This window comes from Mesoflavibacter profundi (genome assembly GCF_014764305.1).
GTDB lineage: Bacteria > Bacteroidota > Bacteroidia > Flavobacteriales > Flavobacteriaceae > Mesoflavibacter > Mesoflavibacter profundi.
In genome coordinates this window covers 2885951-2904722 of the sequence record NZ_CP061703.1, presented here as the reverse complement: position 1 = coordinate 2904722, position 18772 = coordinate 2885951, and the positions used below count along the sequence as shown (strand labels likewise).

Here is an 18772-nt window from a genome sequence, read left to right as displayed (position 1 = left end):
TTATTATTTTTTAAAATTATAGGAGCAAATTTATTAATTTTAAAAAAAGCTAAATACAATAAAGTTGAAAAATCTAATTACTCTTACATTATTAAGTTTTACATTTGTTTTTTCCTGTAAAAATGATCAAAAAATGAATGAAACTAGCACTAGTTTAAAAGCGCCAATAGCTAAAAAAATCCCAAAAACACTTACCATTCATAACGACCAAAGAATAGATGATTATTATTGGTTAAATCAAAGAGAAGATAAAGACGTTTTAAATTATCTAACCGAAGAAAATAATTATACAGAAGCTGTTTTAAAACCAACAGAAGCTTTTCAAAAATCACTTTTTGAAGAGATGAAATCTAGAATAAAAGAAGATGACCAAAGTGTACCATATAAATTTAATGGATATTGGTATATTACAAAATTTGAAGAAGGTAAAGATTATCCAATTTATACCCGAAAAAAGGAAACTCTAGATGCTAAAGAAGAAATTCTTTTTGATTGTAATCTACTGGCTAAAGATCATGCTTATTTTAAATTAGGAGGATTTTCAGTTAGCGAGGATAATACATTAGCAACTTTTTCTGTAGATACAGTAAGTAGAAGACAGTATACAATATTTGTTAAAAATCTAATTACTGGAGAAGTTTATAATGATAAAATTGAAAATACAACAGGAAGCTCTACTTGGGCAAGTGATAATAAGACTATTTTTTATGCTAAAAAAGATCCTGTAACCTTAAGATCAGATAAGATTTTTAGGCATCAATTAGGTGATAGTTCAGATAATGATAAATTAGTTTTTGAGGAAAAAGACGACACATTTTACACCTATGTATACAAATCAAAATCAAGAAAGTATATTATAATAGGTAGTTCTAGTACTCAAACTTCAGAATATCAAATATTACCTGCAAATCAACCAACCAATCAATTCAAAGTTTTTCAACCAAGAGTTAGAGACTTAGAATATTCTATAGCGCACTATAACGATAGCTTTTACATTATTACTAATAAAGATAAAGCAACCAATTTTAAGGTTCAGAAAACAAATGAAAACAATACGTTAAAAGAAAATTGGGTAGATGTTATTCCGCATAGACAAGAGGTGCTAATTGAAGACATAGAAATCTTTAAAGATTATTTAGTAGTTAACGAACGTAAAAACGGATTAAACCAATTAAGAATAATAAGTTGGGATAAAAAAGAAGACTATTATTTAGATTTTAAAAGCGAAACATACACCGCAAATATTGGTAATAATCCAGATTTTGACAGTCAGTTTTTAAGATATACGTTCAATTCTCTAACTAATCCAAGTTCTGTATTAGATTACAATTTCAAGACTAAAGAAAAAACGGTTAAAAAAGAACAAGAAGTTTTAGATTCAAATTTTGATAAAAATAATTACACATCTAAACGTTTATGGGCAATAGCAAGAGATGGAGTTAAAGTGCCTATGTCTATTGTGTACAAAAAAGGAATTAAATTAGATGGAACTAATCCGGTACTGCAATATGCATATGGAAGTTATGGATCTACCATAGATCCTTATTTTTCTACAATAAGGTTAAGTTTATTAGACAGAGGTTTTATTTATGTGATTTCTCACATTCGCGGAAGTGAATATTTAGGAAGACCATGGTATGAAGATGGAAAACTTCTAAAAAAGATGAATACTTTCACAGATTTTATAGACTGTTCTAAATATTTAATTGAAAATAAATACACTTCACCAAAACACCTTTACGCAATGGGTGGAAGTGCAGGAGGATTATTAATGGGAGCAATTATAAATCTAAATCCAGAATTATATAATGGTGTAATTGCTGCTGTACCATTTGTAGATGTTGTAACAACAATGCTAGATGATAGTATACCTTTAACAACAGGAGAATATGACGAATGGGGAAATCCAAATAAAGAAATTTACTACAATTACATAAAATCTTATTCGCCATACGATAATGTACAACAAATAAATTACCCTAATTTATTGGTAACTACAGGTTTACATGATTCCCAAGTACAATATTGGGAACCAGCAAAATGGGTAGCAAAATTAAGAGACCAAAAAACAGACAAAAATTTATTATTACTTAAAACTGATATGGATGCAGGTCATGGCGGCGCTTCAGGAAGATTTGAAGCCTTAAAAGAAGTAGCTTTAGAATATGCATTCTTATTCTATTTAGAAGGAATTAATCAATAATAAATAAAAAATTCTTATTTTTGTCAGGTTTTAGTATTAAAAACTAATTTTAAATAAGTAGCTTTTAAACAGCGTTTATGGAAAACAATAAAAAAGTTTATGATAATGTATTGGATCTAGTAGGCAATACACCAATGATTAAACTAAATAAATTAACGTCTAATTTTAAAGGTAATTACCAAGCAAAGGTAGAAGCTTTTAATCCAGGACATTCTTCTAAAGATAGAATAGCACTTTACATTATTGAACAAGCAGAAAAGCAAGGTATAATTAAACCTGGTGATACCATTATAGAAACTACTTCTGGAAATACAGGATTTAGTGTAGCAATGGTAAGTGTCATTAAAGGTTACGATTGTATTTTAGCAGTAAGTTCAAAATCATCTGCAGACAAGATCGATATGTTAAAAAACATGGGAGCAAAAGTTTACGTTTGTCCAGCAAATGTAAGTGCAGATGACCCAAGAAGTTATTACCAAGTAGCAAAACGCTTACACGAAGAAATAAAAGGATCTGTTTACATAAATCAATACTTTAACCAATTAAATATTGATGCACATTACAACTCTACAGGACCTGAAATTTGGAATCAAACCGACGGTAAAATAACCCATTTAGTTGCTTGTAGTGGAACTGGAGGAACAATTTCTGGAACAGCAAAATACTTAAAAGAACAAAATCCTAACATTAGAGTAATTGGTGTTGATGCTTATGGATCTGTTCTTAAAAAATATCACGAAACACGTGAGTTTGATAAAGATGAAATTTATCCTTACAGAATCGAAGGTTTAGGTAAAAATTTAATACCAACTGCTACAGATTTTGATGCTATAGATCAATTTGTAAAAGTTTCAGATGAAGAAAGTGCACATACAGCTCGACAAATTGCTCTAACAGAAGGATTATTTGTAGGCTACACTTCTGGAGCAGCTTTACAAGCTATTAAGCAATTAAATGAAGACGATTATTTTAAACCTACAGATAATGTGGTAGTAATATTTCCAGATCATGGATCAAGATATATGAGTAAAATCTATAGTGATAAATGGATGAATGATCAAGGATTTTTTGATAGTCAAAACGAAGAAGCTTCACAAAGCATACAATACGTAAAATAAAATAAAACCAATAAATTAGTTAGCCTTAATGCAAAATCATTAAGGTTAACTTTTTTTTGTTAATAATAGTTGGATAATTTATTATGCAAGAATAGTAAAATTGCCTAATTTTGTCCAATCTAACTAAATAATAACAGCTCAAGCCATAGGCTTAATAATCATTTAAAGATGAAAGATTTATTTGAAAAAATATACAAAGACAAAGGACCGTTAGGAAAATGGGCATCTCAAGCAGAAGGATACTTTGTGTTTCCTAAACTAGAAGGTCAAATTTCTAACCGTATGAAATTCCAAGGAAAAGAAGTAATTACTTGGAGTATCAACGATTATTTAGGTCTAGCTAATCATCCAGAAGTAAGAAAAGTAGATGCAGAAGCTGCTGCAAAATATGGATCTGCTTACCCAATGGGAGCAAGAATGATGTCTGGTCACACAGATTTACATGAACAACTACAAAATGAATTAGCTGAGTTTGTTAACAAAGAAGCTGCTTATTTATTAAACTTTGGTTACCAAGGTATGGTGTCTACAGTAGATGCATTAGTATCTAAAGACGATATAATTGTTTACGATGTAGATGCACATGCATGTATTATAGATGGTGTAAGATTACATCACGGAAAGCGTTTTACTTACAAGCATAATGATATAGAAAGCTTAGAGAAAAACTTAGAACGTGCTACAAAAATGGCAGAGCAAACTGGAGGAGGAATTTTAGTGATTTCTGAAGGTGTGTTTGGAATGCGTGGTGAACAAGGACGTTTAAAAGAAATTGTAGCTTTAAAAGAAAAATTCAACTTTAGATTATTTGTTGACGATGCTCATGGTTTTGGAACTTTAGGTGCTACAGGAGCAGGAGCAGGAGAAGAGCAAGGCGTGCAAGACGATATTGATGTGTACTTTGCAACATTTGCAAAATCTATGGCTAGTACAGGAGCATTTATAGCTGCAGATCAAGAAATTATAGACTACTTAAAGTACAATTTACGTTCTCAAATGTTTGCAAAGTCTTTACAGATGCAATTAGTAGAAGGTGCTTTAAAGCGTTTAGATATGTTACGTACAATGCCTGAGTTAAAACAAAACTTATGGAAAATTGTAGACGCTTTACAATCTGGATTAAAAGAACGTGGTTTTGATATAGGTACTACACAAAGCTGTGTAACTCCTGTTTATCTTAACGGAAGTATTCCAGAAGCTATGGCATTAGTAAAAGACTTAAGAGAAAACTATGGTATTTTCTGTTCTATAGTAGTTTATCCAGTAATACCAAAAGGATTAATATTATTACGTATGATTCCTACAGCAACTCATACATTAGAAGATGTAAATGAAACTTTAGATGCTTTTGATGCTATTAGAGATAGATTAGAAAACGGAACATACAAGCGTATGTCTGCAGCAGTAATGAAAGCAATGGGAGAGTAATATAATTAGATTATCAACATACATAAATTAAAAAACCCGATTCGTTAGAATCGGGTTTTGTTTTTTATAAATCCTTTCTATAAGTACTTCGTCTTTTAATGATTGTAGGATTAAAATTTTTCCAAATCTTTTGAATAGCTTCGTTATTTTCCAATTCTGGTGTACGATAACAATCTTCAATTCCTCTAGCTTGAAAAATAGGATAATACTCATTAAAAATAATGGCGTGCACACCTTTATTTTGATATTCTGGATGAACACCAATTAAGTAAAAATTCACACTTTTACTGGTTTTCTTTTCTTTTAAAAGTTTTAAAAATCCAAACGGGAAAAGTTTTCCGTTCATAGCTTTTAAGGCTTTATTAAATCTAGGCATTACAATTGCAAAAGCAATTAAATTATCGTCTTTGTCTACAACAAATTTGATGTATTCTGGGTTAATAAAACCAATATATTTTTTCTTAAAGTAGTCTTTTTGGATATCAGTAATTTCAACAAAAGAAGATAACTTAGCGTAGGTTAAATTAAAAAGATCAAACATCTTATCTACATAAGGCATTATATCTTTTGTTTTTGTGAAATTTAAAGGTTTTAAACCGTATCTACGTTTTATAAGATCTTGTATTTTTCCAAAAGATTTAGGATCTACACTACTAAATTTAAATGAACTTTCTATATAAGTTTTCTCGATATTAAAACCTAAAGCTTCATAATGTGAGGCATAATAAGGATAATTATACCATGTTATCATATCGTTTGGGTAATCAAACCCTTCGGTTAAAACACCAACTTTATCAAGATTAGAAAAACCAACAGGACCTTCAACAAATTCTAAATTGTTTTGTTGTCCTATTTTAATAACTTCTTCAATTAAAGCTTTGCTTACTGTTTTATCATCTATGAAATCAAACCATCCAAAGCGCATTTTCTTTTCACCTTGTTTATTTACTTCTAACCAATTTATAATTGCAGCAATACGTCCAACAACTTTATTGTCTTTATATGCTAATAATAATTTAGCTTCAGCATCATTAAAAACAGGATTTTTGGTTTTATCAAAAACTTCTAATTCTTGACTTATTATTGGCGGAATCCAATTTTCACAATCTTTATATAGTGTAAATGGAAATTTTACAAATAACTTGTAATCTGCTTTTGTATTTACTTCTTTAATAGTAATCATAACACTAAAGTGGCTTATTCGTCATCAAAATCAATTACTTGCGTTTCTTTTTTACGCTTTCCAGTATCGTCTGGTGAGTCGTCACCATCTTTATTTTTATTCTTTTTGTTACGTTTTTTATTAGCTCTTCTTTCATATTCATCCATAGCATTTGTACCGTTATCTACTTGAGGATCTTTATGAAAATCTAATCGGTAAGATGCTCCAAAATTTAAACTGAATACAGAAGGTGTATCTTTAGTATTAAAAGTAACCGCAGTATCTAACTGAAAATCTTTACCAAATAAATAAGCGCCACCAAATCTAAATAAGTTATCAGCATAATAATCACCACTTATTCCTTGTGTTTCTCCAAACAAAACAAATTGCTCGTTTATAGCTTTTGTTAATGTAATTATATATTGAAAACTAGAATAGTCTGTACTAATGCGTTCCATTAAAAAATTGGTAACTAATACCCAACCGCTACTAAAATTGTTTTGTGTTGCAACCATAGCTTTAAAGTTAACACCACCTTCGTAATACGGTTTTGTAAAAGGATTAGTGTAAGGTACGTAAACATTATTTTCGGCATCATAATTTACACCACCATAAACTGCAACTGCTGGTATTAGATTACGCCATTTAAACTTTTTATTAGCGTGATAACTATATAAATTAGGTTTTTCTTCCTCTCTATTTTTATAAGGATCATAGACTAAGTATTTAGCACCTAATGCTAAATTTTTAAAATTTGAACGTTTAATTTCTTGAGGAGAAAATTCAGACCTATTATCTTTAAACGTATCATTTTGATAATTACCTTCTATATTAATTTCTAATTCTTCCCAAAGCAAGCCATAACGCAATGCAAAGTCTATCCCAAAACCTTTAGCTTCAGTCTTTAATGGCGTGTGTTCATCTTTAACAGTAAAAGGTCCAGCTTCTATTTGACCAACATTTTTACCAACAGCAAAAGCACTTTTGGATTCTCCAGGTCTATTAGAGTTTATTACATCAGTATATTGCGCAAAAGCAGTAAAACTAAACAATAGTAAGACTAATGTTAAGTAGTTTTTAGGGTTATTCATAGTTAATTGTTTAAATTCAAATATAGAGATTTTATATTTTTTTTAGGTATTAAAACCCTAAATAAAAGCTATAGAATTGTATTTTTGTATTTTAGTTAAAATTAGAATTATGGGTTTATTGAGAACCATACTTATTATATTGTTGATTTACTATGGAATAAAAATTCTATCCAGAATTTTTGCTCCTGTATTATTTAAATATGCTGCTAAAAAAGCTGAAGAACGTTTTGGTGGAGCTTTTAACCAGCAAAGAAAAGAACCTTTAAGAAAAGAAGGTGAAGTGACCATAGACAAAATGCCTGAAAACAAATCTTCAAATAAAAATGTTGGCGAGTATGTAGATTACGAAGAAATTGAGTAATTTTCAACCTCATTCAATCTTATAATTATTTATGCAATTTTCTTTTAAAAAAATGTTACCACACATAATTGTGTTGGTAAGTTTTATTGCTTGTGCCTTATTGTATTTTAATCCTGTTTTGCAAGGAAAAACTATTTTCCAAAGTGATATTGTTCATTACCAAGGTATGGCAAAGCAGCAAAAAGATTTTAAAGCTGAAACTGGAGAAGAAACCTATTGGACAAATAGTGCATTTGGCGGTATGCCAACCTATCAATTAGGTGCAAAATACCCAAATAATTATATTAAAAAATTAGACTTATCACTTAGGTTTTTACCAAGACCAGCAGATTACTTATTCCTTTACTTTTTAGGATTTTATATTTTACTTTTGGTATTAAAAGTAGATTGGAAATTAGCTGGATTAGGCGCTTTAGCGTTTGGATTTTCAACCTATCTAATCATAATACTTGGCGTTGGACACAATAGTAAAGCGCATGCGATTGCTTATATGCCTTTAGTGTTAAGCGGTATTATCCTCACATTCAGAAAAAAATATATCGCTGGTTTTTTATTAACCGCAATTGCAATGGGATTAGAGCTTGTTGCAAATCACTATCAAATGACTTATTACTTACTATTACTAGTTATAGTTTTAGGAATAGTATATTTAATAGACGCATATAAAAAACAAGAATTACCACATTATTTTAAGTCTATTGGTATTTTAGTTGTTGCCGTAATTTTATCTATTGGTCTTAATGCTACAAATATTTTAGCCACAAAGGACTATGTTAATGAAAGTACACGCGGAAAATCTGAATTAACCATTAATCCAGACGGATCAAGTAGAGCGAATACAAACGGTTTAAGTAAAGAATACATTACAGAATATAGTTATGGAATAATTGAAAGTTTTAATCTATTTATTCCAAGATTTTATGGTGGCGGAAGCGGTGAAGATGTGGGCGAAAACTCAGCAATGTATAAGTTTTTTACAGATAGAGGCGTATCACCTGTAGAAGCCAAAGAATACGCAAAAAGCACTCCAACATATTGGGGAGAACAAACTATTGTAGAAGCGCCAGCATACATTGGTGCTGTAGTAATTTTTCTATTTGTTTTAGGAATGTTTTTAGTAAAAGGTCGTTTAAAATGGTGGCTTTTAGGCGGAACTATTTTATCACTTCTTCTATCTTATGGTAAGAATTTAGACTTTTTAACCGACTTTTTTATAAACGTCGTACCGCTTTATAATAAATTTAGAGCAGTAAGCTCAATTCAAGTTATTTTAGAGTTGTGTATTCCTGTGTTAGCGATTTTTGCATTGGTTAGATTGTTTAATAATTTTTCTAATGATGAAGAAAAGCTTAACGCATTAAAGAAAACCACTATGATTACTGCTGGTTTTACTGTTCTTATTTTGTTAGGAAAGTTATTTGGAATATTCGATTTTGTTGGTGGTAACGACGGTTATTATCGTCAAAATTACGGTCAAGAATTTGTAGATGCGTTGCGTGAAGATCGTGCTAGTTTCTTAACAATGGATACATTTAGAACGTTGATTTTCGTATTGCTTTCCGCAGGAATTATCTATTTATTCTTAAAGAAAAAAGTTAGTGAAACTAAAGTTATTCTTGCGTTTGCTGTTCTTATTGTTGTAGATCTTGTAAGTGTAGATAGACGTTATGTTAACAATGAGGATTTTGTATCTAAAATTAAAATGGAACGTCCATATCAAGCTAATAAAGCCGATTTACAAATCCTAAAAGACGATTCTAATTACAGAGTTTTTGATATAACTTCTGGTGGCGCAAAAGCAAGTTATTTCCATAATGCTTTAGGCGGTTATCACGCAGCAAAACCAAAACGATACCAAGATTTATACGAGTTTTATTTATCAAAAAACAATATCAATGTTCTTAATATGCTTAATGCTAAGTATATTATTGGACAAGGTGAAAACGGCGAACCATTCCCATACGTAAATAATGACGCTAATGGTAATGCTTGGTTTGTAAAACAACTTAAAAAAGTTGAAACTGCCGATCAAGAAATTAAAGCTTTAGACAGTTTAGATAATAAAAACGAAACTGTTTTTAGTTCAGTTGAACTAAATGCAAGAACTTTTAAAGTAGATTCAACAGCATCAATAAAAGTTGAAACGTATAAACCTAACTACATTAAATACAGTTCAAATAATCCAAATGATGGTTTTGCAGTATTTTCAGAAATGTTTTATGCTAATGGTTGGAATGCTTATATCGATGGAAAATTAGAGCCACATTACAAAGTCAATTACGCTTTAAGAGGTTTACAAATACCAAAAGGAAATCATACTGTAGAGTTTAAATTTGAGCCAAAAGTTATAGAAACTGGAAGTAAAATTGCTTTAGCAAGTTCGGTAGTGTTATTGCTTTTAATAATTGGAGGATTATTTTATCAATTTAAAACAAGTCAACTAGAATAGTATGGCAAAACGTGTGCTTATAGTCACTTACTATTGGCCGCCAGCAGGTGGACCAGGCGTACAACGTTGGTTAAAATTTGTAAAATACTTGCCAGAACACGATATAGAACCTATAGTTTATTGTCCATCAAATGCTAATTATCCTATTATCGATAAGTCTTTAAAGGCTGAGATACCAGAGAATATATCTATTTTAAAACAACCTATAAAAGAGCCATATAAATTAGCTAATTTATTCTCTAAGCAAACAAAAACCATTAGTAAAGGTATTATAAAGGAAAAGGATAAACAGAGTTTACCAGAACGGTTAATGCTTTTTATTAGAGGTAATTTTTTTATACCCGACGCTAGAAAACAATGGGTTAAACCATCTACTAATTTTTTAACTACATACATTCAAGATTTTAATATAGACACTGTAATTACAACTGGTCCGCCACATAGTTTACACTTGATTGGATTAAAAATTAAGCAAAAATTAGAGGTGAATTGGATCGCAGATTTTAGAGATCCTTGGACAACAATAGGTTACCATAAGCAGCTTAAATTAACCAATTTTGCTAAAAAGCAACACAAACAATTGGAAAGTAAAGTGCTTAATCAAGCCGATCAAATTGTGGTGACAAGTCCAAGTACAAAAACTGAGTTTGAAGCGATAACCAACAAACCTATTACTGTTATTACAAATGGTTACGATCAAGAGAAAGTAGAAGTAAATAATTTAGATGAAAAATTTACGTTGTCACACATTGGGTCTTTATTATCAAAAAGAAATCCGGAAATTTTGTGGCAAGCACTTTCAGAAATTATAAATAATAATGACGATTTTAAACGCTGTTTTCAATTAAATTTAGTTGGAGAAGTAGGCGAAGATATTATAAACTCATTAGGTAAGTATAATTTAATTGATTATTTAAATAAAACTGGATATGTGTCACATAATGAAGCTGTTAAATTTCAAAAAAAATCACAAGTATTGTTGTTGATTGAAATAAATTCTGAAGACACAAAAGCAATTATTCCTGGTAAGTTGTTCGAGTATATGGTATCCAACAGACCTATATTAGCGATTGGTCCAAAAGGTGCAGATATTTCAAAATTAATTACTGAAACTAATACAGGAAAATTCTTTAATTATTCTGAATATGATGCTTTAAAATCTGAAATTTTAAATATGTTTGAAGCATACCAAAATAAAACTCTTAACGTAAATGCTATTGGTTTGCAAAAATATTCTAGAAAGGCATTAACCAAGCAATTAGTAGATTTGATTAATAATCTATAAATTTCAACTGCTAAATCTTAACTCGTAAATCAGATGGGAATAGTTGTCAATCAATCCATTAAAAATACGGTAATTACTTACCTAGGTTTTGGTATTGGCGCTATTAATGTTGTGTTTTTGTACACTAAATTTTTAAGTGATAACTATTTTGGTTTAATCACTTTTATACTGTCTACAGCCAATATTTTAATGCCTTTAATGGCTTTTGGTACACATAATACGATTATAAAATTTTATTCGACGTTTAAGACCAGACAATCGCAAAACGGGTTTTTAACTCTCGTGTTATTTCTTCCTTTGCTAATTATTTTACCACTAGGAACTGTTGGTGTTTTTGCTTACGATTGGATAGGAAATTGGTTGTCAAGAGAAAACCCAATTATTAAAGATTACACGTGGTTAATTTATATTTCTGCCATAACATTTGCGTATTTTGAAGTCTTTTATGCTTGGTCTAAAGTACACTTACATAGTGTTTTTGGTAATTTTATGAAAGAGGTATTTCATAGACTATGCATTACAATTTTATTACTCGCTTTATACCTAGATTTACTTAATGAACATCAACTAATTTATGCGATTGTAGTCGTCTATTTTCTTAGAATGCTAATCATGAAATTATATGCTTTTAATTTAAAATTACCTGTTTTTAAATTAGTTAAGATTCCTAAATTAAAAAATGTATTAAAGTATTCTGCATTAATTATTATTGCAGGCTCTATCGCAAATATAATTTTAGAGATAGATAAATTTATGATAGGTCAATTTGAAGCTTTAAAGAATGTAGCCTATTATGGCGTTGCAATTTATATAGCAACAGTAATTGGTGTGCCATCACGATCTATGCATCAGATTACAAATCCGTTAACAGCTAAGTTATTAAACGATAAAAACAAAAAAGAATTAAAGCAGCTGTACCAAAAAAGTTCGATTAACTTATTTATAGTAAGCGGATTTATATTTTTAGCTATTCTTATAAATATCAATCAATTATACTTAATGATTCCAGAAAATTATTCGGAAGGATTTTTAGTAGTATTTGTTATTGGGTTAGCTAAATTATCAGATAATTTAATAGGTAATAATAATGCCATTTTATTTAACAGTGATTATTACAGAGTTGTATTAATCTTCGGAATTATTTTAGCTCTATTAACTGTTTTACTTAACTTAATTTTTATTCCATATTACGGGATTAATGGAGCAGCTTATGCAAGTTGCATCACAATTTTATTTTATAATAGCATTAAGCTATTTTTTGTCTATAAAAAATTTAAAATTCAGCCTTTTACACCTCAAACACTACAAACGTTAGGGTTAATAGTGTTTTGCGGATTAATTTTATTCTTTTGGGAATTTCCTTTTATACCAATAGTTAATATTGCTCTTAAATCTCTATTATTAGTTATTACTTATGGATTTGCAGTGTATTGGTTTAATATTTCTGAAGAAATTTCAAGCATTATCAAAACGTTTATAACAAAAAAAACTCTGTAACTTAATTTAAATAAGTCTACAGAGTTTTTTATTACGCATTATAAAATTTATCCTCTTCTTCCAGATCTGCTATTTGATCTGTTTGTACTTCTTGATTTTGTAGTAGATCTACTTGAAGACGCTTTAGGTCTAGATGTTGATCTAGAAGTATTTGCACGACTTTGAGTACGTGGTTTACTAGTTGTAGCTCTGTTTGTTTTAGGTCTACTTTTTATTGTGTTATTTCTAGTAGTTCTAGGTTTAGACACATTGTTATTAGATCTAGGTCTTGTAACTGTACTAGACTGACTTCTAGAAGGTGTTTTTATTGTATTGCTTCTTGTAGGTCTTGTATTAGGTCTAGTTGTCGCATTATTATTTCTTCTTGGAGTAGAAGTAGTATTAGCTCTAGTTCTTGGCGTAGAATTTACTGCATTATTACGTGATCTTGGTACATTGTTTCTTGTTACATTTCTTACAGTTCTACCTTCGCTACGTGTAGCAAGACTTCTGCTTCTCGTAATTGTATTACCACGTCTTGTTGCTACAGCAGTTTTACGTCTATAATTGTTTACAAAAGGTCTGTCGTATCTATATCTAACAGGTGTGTAAAATCTTCTGTAAGGTGTTGTGTAAACTACTCTGTAATATGCTGTTGGTATTACATAAAATGCATGCCAAGGTCTGTATACATAAACTCTGTTATAAATGTTTATAAATCCTGTACAGTGAGAAAAACGGTGGTAACGGTTGTAGTGTACATATAATCCACCAACTCTATTAACATATCCACGATTGTTATAATTAATAATAATGTTACCAATTTGGTTTACACGTCCGTAATAATCGTAAAATATTGGTGTGTTTTCAATTTGAATAATTGCACCAAACTCATCATACTGTACATAAGGATTATAATCGTAACCTGTATTAAAACTAATAGATGTATTAGGCGTGTTTACCGAAACATTTACATTAGGTCCATAATTAGGCATGTAAAAATCAAATTGTCCATCTGCAAAAACCGAAAACTCTATACCAGCTTCAGTAAAGATGAAAGAATTACCATAACCACGGTTAAAAGATTCGTTTATTGTTAAATTTTCAGTGTTAGTTGTTGTGTCTGCATTAACAGTAAATATACTTAATATAAATGCTGATAATAAAAGGAATAAATGTTTCATAACTGTTTGTTTTATGATTGAACAATTTATAAAATACAAGCATCGTGCCAAAAATTTAAAACACTGAAATATAGGTATTTAAAAAATCCCCATAAACACTTATGAGGATTTAAAATAGTTACTTTTTCAATTTAGGTTTTTCGATTTTTACACCATTTCTGTAGTAGTAAAAATCGTCGTTATTATAATCATAATCATGATCATTGTCAATTGGCGATCCATATGGATTTCCGTAATTATTATCTAACATAAAAGACGTGTTGTATCTATTTACATGACCAATTGTTCTAATCAATCTTCCGTGTCTGTTATAAATTAATCGCATACCACCAATACGACTTACTAAACCTTGTCTGTTGTAACTTACATACACAGAACCTAATCGTTTAATCTGTCCTTGTCTGTTGTAATTTAAAAACACATAACCAATACGTCTAACTTTACCAGATCTATCATGTAAAACAACAGTACCGTTATTTCTTGGACCATAATACGTGTTGTATGTTCCTGGTGCACCAAAAGTGGTGTTTATAGAACGTCTTTGATTAGACGTTTTTCTATAATAAGTATCACCGTTTGTGTAGTCTAATTGCGTATTAAAATCAAAGCTTCCATCAGGAAAAATTAAAAATTCTACACCACGTTCTACAAATAAAATTGGCTGAACAAAATAATTATGGTTAACAATTAAATCTTCACCTTGCGATGCAGATTTGTTTTCTGCTGTTACAGTGGTTAATCCCATTAACACAGCTGTAAATAATAGTACTAATTTTTTCATAGTAATAAGGATTTAGATTTTGCCTACTGTTTAGCGTTTCGGCTATCGCTATTTGTTTAAATAGTTTCAATAGCTGTGCCAAACTTGAAACTAGCTGATTTTACTAGTGTTTTGAGAAGAAATTACTACCTTTTTGTTTCAATTTTAAAAAGAAATTAGGCAAGTTTTAATGATTATAAGTACATTTACATCACTAACTAGTTAACCAAATGTCTGTTAAGTACAAAATTTGTGAAAACTGCGAAACAGAGTTTAAAGACAGCTTTAAATTTTGCCCAAATTGTGGCATGAAAAATAGGGAAGAACTAACCTTAGGAAGCCTATTTTACAATACCATAAATAACTATTTGCTTTGGGACTCTAAATTTTTAAAAAGTTTTTTACCGTTAATGACCAAACCTGGATTTTTACCCAAAAAATTCTTACAAGGTAAACGGTTAGTGTATTTGCATCCAGCACAGTTTTATCTATTTGTTTCGGTTATTTTTTTCTTTATTTTCTCTTTTTATATAAGAGAAACTAGAGCTAGTTTAGACGAAGCTGCAAACAAAGAAATTAATAGATTTAAAGACAATGATTATTCTGAAATTGTTGAAAAAATAGCAGATACTATTAAATTAGATTCTGTTGTAAAACAAAATTTAAAAAAGCAACCAAAATCCAGAACAGCAAGTGGAACTTTATTTGGTACGTCTTATTCTTACGATGAAGCTGTTGTAGACTCTTTACTTAATGTAGGAGCAAACCAGTCTGTGATACTAAAAGAAATGGGAATGCCAGAAGATGCTGGTTATGTCAAACGAAAGTTTTACGAACAAATGCTAAAATTTCAAAAAGAAAGAGGTATTGGATCTATGTATCAATCTATTACAGATACATTTCCTATTGCAATGTTTTTTCTTCTACCAATTTTTGCGTTGCTCTTAAAGGTATTTTATTTTAACAAAGGTAAATACGCATACCATTTAGTATTTAGTTTTTATTTCTTTTCGTTTTTGTTTACAGTAATGGCAATAGATTTAGGAATAAATAGGTTTTATGATATCTCTAATTGGTTAGATTTTTTCATATTTATTTCTACTTATTTTTATCTACTAATAGCAATAAAACGATTTTACGAGCAAGGTTGGTTGTTAAGCTTTATTAAAAGCAGTATAATTACATTTATATTTATGCTGTTTGTAATACCTTCTGCCACTTTAATAATAACTTTAGTAGCTTTTATGTTGTATTAAAGCTTTTCTTTTAGGTATTTAGCTGTTGCACTATTTTTATTGTTAATTATTTCTTCTGGTGTACCAAAAGCAACTAATTGTCCGCCATTTTCTCCGCCATCAGGACCAAGATCTATAATATGATCTGCGCATTTAATTAAATCTAAATTATGTTCTACAACAATTATAGAATGACCTTTTTCTATTAACGCATTAAACGATTTTAATAGCTTTTTAATATCATGAAAATGAAGACCAGTTGTAGGTTCGTCAAAAATAAATAAAGCCTTTTCTTTATTATTTCCTTTACCTAAAAAAGTGGCAAGTTTAATACGTTGCGCTTCACCGCCAGAAAGGGTAGAACTGCTTTGCCCTAAAGTTACATAACCTAAACCAACATCTTGTAATGGTTGAAGCTTGTTTTTAATTTTAGTTTCCTTATGAAGATCAAAAAATGCTATAGCATTATCTATAGTCATATTTAAAATATCGTCTATATTTTTATCGTTAAAGGTAACTTCTAGAACTTCTTTTTTAAAGCGTTTACCATTACAAGTATCGCATTGTAAATGGACATCTGCCATAAATTGCATCTCTATAGTCACTTCGCCTTCACCTTTACACGTTTCGCATCGTCCACCATCTACATTAAAACTAAAATGTTTAGCAGCATAGTTGCGAATTTTACTTAGTTTTTGCTTAGAAAATAGAGCTCTAATATCATCATAAGCTTTAATGTAAGTAACAGGATTAGATCTAGAAGATCTACCTATTGGATTTTGATCTATAAATTCGATATGATTGATGTTGGTGAAATTTCCTTTTAATTCTGAAAATTGCCCAGCTTTATCACTAAATCCTGTTAATTTTTTTTGAATGGAAGGAAATAAAATTTTCTTTACCAATGTACTTTTTCCGCTACCAGATACACCTGTAATTACTGTTAGCATTTCTAGAGGAAATGAAACATCTATGTTTTTTAAATTGTTTTCTCTCGCACCAATTATATCTATGCTATACTTACTATTGCGACGTTTTTTAGGTACTTCAATTTTTAAAGATTCATTTAAATATTGAGCAGTTAATGAGTCTGATTTTAAAATATCTTTAAAAGTACCTTCTGCAACAACTTCGCCACCAAATGTACCAGCTTCTGGTCCAATATCTATAATTTGATCGGCTTGCTTCATGATGTCTTCATCGTGTTCTACCACAATAACTGTGTTGCCTAAATCACGTAACGATTTTAAAACTTTGATAAGCTTTTCTGAATCTTTTGGATGTAATCCAATACTTGGTTCGTCAAGGATATACATAGATCCAACTAAACTGCTTCCAAGCGATGTAGCTAAATTAATACGCTGACTTTCTCCACCAGAAAGTGTGTTAGATCGTCTGTTTAAGGTTAAGTAATCTAATCCAACATTGCTTAAAAATGATAATCTGTTTTTAATTTCGACTAGTAAACGTTCAGCAATTTTGGTATCATATTCGTTTAACTCTAAATTATCAAAAAACAGGGTTAATTTACTTAAAGGCATTTCAACTAAATCTGTAATAGTCGCGTTTCCAACTTTTACATAATTAGCTTCTTCGCGTAGTCTTTTACCATCGCAGACATTACATTTTGTTTTTCCGCGGTAACGCGATAACATGACGCGATTTTGTATTTTATACGCTTTGCTTTCTAGTTCTTCAAAAAAACTATTTAATCCTTCAAAGTATTGATTGCCTTTCCAAACTAAATCTTTTTGGGCTTTAGTTAATTCAAAATAGGGTTTATGTATAGGGAAATCAAATTTATGCGAATTGTTTACTAATTGATCTTTGTACCAACTCATACTTTCGCCTCGCCAAGGGAAAATAGCTTCTTCGTAAATTGATAAAGCTGTATTTGGGATAACTAAATCTTGATCTATTCCTATAACATCGCCGTAACCTTCACATTTTGGACATGCGCCATAAGGATTATTAAAACTGAATAAATGCACATTTGGTTCTAAAAACTGCATGTCATCTAATTCAAATTTATTGCTAAAATGTTTTGTAGAATTGTCTTTTAATCGCTCGATATAGCAATTGCCTTTACCTTCAAAAAATGCGGTTTGAATAGCATCTGCTAAACGGTTATAAAAATCTTCGTCGTCTTTTGTTACAATTCTATCTACAACTAAAAACACATCTTCTGTAGAGGTTAGATCTTTAGCTTCATCTATTCTTAAAACCTGATCTTTTACTTTTATTCTAGAATAACCTTGCGCATTTAAAGCTTTTAATTTGTCCTGTAATTCTCTGCCTTCTTCAAGAAAAATAGGAGATAACAAAAATAGTTTTTCTTTTATTTCTAAAGACTTGACAAAGTTAATTACATCTGTAACCGTATCTTTTTTAACTTGATTACCAGAAATAGGAGAGTAGGTTTTACCAATACGTGCGTATAAAAGCTTTAGATAATCATAAATCTCTGTAGTTGTCCCAACAGTAGAACGCGGATTAGTAGAATTTACTTTTTGTTCTATAGCTATTGCAGGCGCAATACCTTTAATATAATCTACTTTAGGTTTGTTTAATCTACCCAAAAATTGCCTAGCATAACTACTAAGACTTTCTACATAGCGTCTTTGTCCTTCTGCATATAAGGTATCAAACGCTAAACTTGATTTACCAGATCCAGATAATCCTGTTATAACCACTAGTTTTTTTCTAGGAATAACAACATCTATATTTTTTAAATTATGCAATTTTGCACCTTTTATAATGATGTTTTCTTTAGGATTTACTTGATCAAGCGTTGTTTTCATAGTCAATTTTGAATATAGATTTGCAAAGATAACATAAGTAATTCAGCTTATAAAAAAGATTATTGTGCAATAAAATGTTAAAACTTCAATTTATTTTTGCTTTTTTGGAATAATTGTTGTTACATTTGAATTGTATCCAAATAACTACTAAACTTTTTGCCTATACAAAACATTACTTTTTAAAATTTATAAATCCAAAGCTGAAATTAATTTTCTGCG

Annotated in this window: 13 protein-coding genes; 8 read left to right on the top strand and 5 right to left on the bottom strand. The window is 29.9% G+C overall.

Annotated features, from left to right (window positions below; translation table 11 throughout):
- Positions 1-133: 133 nt before the first annotated feature.
- The 3 genes from IFB02_RS13040 to IFB02_RS13030 all read left to right on the top strand — a co-directional run bounded on the left by IFB02_RS13040 (position 134) and on the right by IFB02_RS13030 (position 4749).
- A complete protein-coding gene (locus IFB02_RS13040) occupies positions 134-2203 on the top strand; it encodes a S9 family peptidase (RefSeq protein ID WP_191072850.1) in 2070 nt (689 codons plus the stop codon).
- 77 nt (positions 2204-2280) lie between these two features.
- The gene (locus IFB02_RS13035) at positions 2281-3321 is read left to right on the top strand and encodes a PLP-dependent cysteine synthase family protein (RefSeq protein WP_191072849.1); all 1041 of its coding nucleotides are present in this window, start codon (positions 2281-2283) and stop codon (positions 3319-3321) included.
- A gap of 168 nt (positions 3322-3489) precedes the next feature.
- On the top strand, positions 3490-4749 hold the full coding sequence (locus tag IFB02_RS13030) for an aminotransferase class I/II-fold pyridoxal phosphate-dependent enzyme (protein WP_106688807.1): 1260 nt from the start codon (positions 3490-3492) through the stop codon (positions 4747-4749).
- Positions 4750-4813: 64 nt separating this feature from the next.
- Here IFB02_RS13030 and IFB02_RS13025 read toward each other — a convergent pair whose 3' ends face one another.
- Positions 4814-5932, bottom strand: a complete 1119-nt coding sequence (locus IFB02_RS13025) for a GTP cyclohydrolase (protein WP_106688806.1) — start codon at positions 5930-5932, stop codon at positions 4814-4816.
- 14 nt (positions 5933-5946) lie between these two features.
- A complete protein-coding gene (locus IFB02_RS13020; RefSeq protein WP_106688805.1) occupies positions 5947-7002 on the bottom strand; it encodes a transporter in 1056 nt (351 codons plus the stop codon).
- Positions 7003-7111: 109 nt separating this feature from the next.
- Here IFB02_RS13020 and IFB02_RS13015 point away from each other — a divergent pair, with 109 nt between their 5' ends.
- From IFB02_RS13015 to IFB02_RS13000, 4 genes are read left to right on the top strand one after another with little or no spacing between them, the layout of a single operon-like run.
- Entirely contained in the window at positions 7112-7363 is a 252-nt protein-coding gene (locus IFB02_RS13015; RefSeq protein WP_106688804.1) for a DUF4834 family protein, read from the top strand.
- A 31-nt stretch (positions 7364-7394) separates the two neighbouring features.
- Positions 7395-9812: a YfhO family protein gene (locus IFB02_RS13010; RefSeq protein ID WP_106688803.1), complete on the top strand. Its 2418-nt coding sequence runs from the start codon at positions 7395-7397 to the stop codon at positions 9810-9812.
- A gap of 1 nt (position 9813) precedes the next feature.
- Complete coding sequence (locus IFB02_RS13005; protein ID WP_106688802.1) at positions 9814-11097, top strand: glycosyltransferase family 4 protein; 1284 nt, start codon at positions 9814-9816, stop codon at positions 11095-11097.
- A gap of 33 nt (positions 11098-11130) precedes the next feature.
- A complete protein-coding gene (locus IFB02_RS13000) occupies positions 11131-12594 on the top strand; it encodes a lipopolysaccharide biosynthesis protein (protein ID WP_106688801.1) in 1464 nt (487 codons plus the stop codon).
- Positions 12595-12641: 47 nt separating this feature from the next.
- Here the strand turns inward: IFB02_RS13000 and IFB02_RS12995 are convergent, their stop codons facing one another.
- Positions 12642-13757: a hypothetical protein gene (locus IFB02_RS12995; protein WP_106688800.1), complete on the bottom strand. Its 1116-nt coding sequence runs from the start codon at positions 13755-13757 to the stop codon at positions 12642-12644.
- A gap of 118 nt (positions 13758-13875) precedes the next feature.
- Positions 13876-14538, bottom strand: coding sequence for a hypothetical protein (locus IFB02_RS12990; RefSeq protein WP_106708871.1), 663 nt, complete (start codon positions 14536-14538; stop codon positions 13876-13878).
- A 209-nt stretch (positions 14539-14747) separates the two neighbouring features.
- Here IFB02_RS12990 and IFB02_RS12985 point away from each other — a divergent pair, with 209 nt between their 5' ends.
- Positions 14748-15773, top strand: a complete 1026-nt coding sequence (locus tag IFB02_RS12985) for a DUF3667 domain-containing protein (protein WP_106688798.1) — start codon at positions 14748-14750, stop codon at positions 15771-15773.
- Here the strand turns inward: IFB02_RS12985 and uvrA are convergent.
- The gene (uvrA, locus tag IFB02_RS12980) at positions 15770-18553 is read right to left on the bottom strand and encodes an excinuclease ABC subunit UvrA (protein WP_191072848.1); all 2784 of its coding nucleotides are present in this window, start codon (positions 18551-18553) and stop codon (positions 15770-15772) included. The genes IFB02_RS12985 and uvrA overlap by 4 nt on opposite strands.
- Positions 18554-18772 lie beyond the last annotated feature (219 nt).

What these genes read in the sequence shown, in the direction of transcription:
- IFB02_RS13040 (WP_191072850.1), top strand. Translation starts at nt 134, where the DNA reads ATGAATGAAACTAGCACTAGTTTAAAAGCGCCAATAGCTAAAAAAATC.
- IFB02_RS13035 (WP_191072849.1), top strand. Translation starts at nt 2,281, where the DNA reads ATGGAAAACAATAAAAAAGTTTATGATAATGTATTGGATCTAGTAGGC.
- IFB02_RS13030 (WP_106688807.1), top strand. Translation starts at nt 3,490, where the DNA reads ATGAAAGATTTATTTGAAAAAATATACAAAGACAAAGGACCGTTAGGA.
- IFB02_RS13025 (WP_106688806.1), bottom strand. Translation starts at nt 5,932, where the DNA reads ATGATTACTATTAAAGAAGTAAATACAAAAGCAGATTACAAGTTATTT.
- IFB02_RS13020 (WP_106688805.1), bottom strand. Translation starts at nt 7,002, where the DNA reads ATGAATAACCCTAAAAACTACTTAACATTAGTCTTACTATTGTTTAGT.
- IFB02_RS13015 (WP_106688804.1), top strand. Translation starts at nt 7,112, where the DNA reads ATGGGTTTATTGAGAACCATACTTATTATATTGTTGATTTACTATGGA.
- IFB02_RS13010 (WP_106688803.1), top strand. Translation starts at nt 7,395, where the DNA reads ATGCAATTTTCTTTTAAAAAAATGTTACCACACATAATTGTGTTGGTA.
- IFB02_RS13005 (WP_106688802.1), top strand. Translation starts at nt 9,814, where the DNA reads ATGGCAAAACGTGTGCTTATAGTCACTTACTATTGGCCGCCAGCAGGT.
- IFB02_RS13000 (WP_106688801.1), top strand. Translation starts at nt 11,131, where the DNA reads ATGGGAATAGTTGTCAATCAATCCATTAAAAATACGGTAATTACTTAC.
- IFB02_RS12995 (WP_106688800.1), bottom strand. Translation starts at nt 13,757, where the DNA reads ATGAAACATTTATTCCTTTTATTATCAGCATTTATATTAAGTATATTT.
- IFB02_RS12990 (WP_106708871.1), bottom strand. Translation starts at nt 14,538, where the DNA reads ATGAAAAAATTAGTACTATTATTTACAGCTGTGTTAATGGGATTAACC.
- IFB02_RS12985 (WP_106688798.1), top strand. Translation starts at nt 14,748, where the DNA reads ATGTCTGTTAAGTACAAAATTTGTGAAAACTGCGAAACAGAGTTTAAA.
- uvrA (WP_191072848.1), bottom strand. Translation starts at nt 18,553, where the DNA reads ATGAAAACAACGCTTGATCAAGTAAATCCTAAAGAAAACATCATTATA.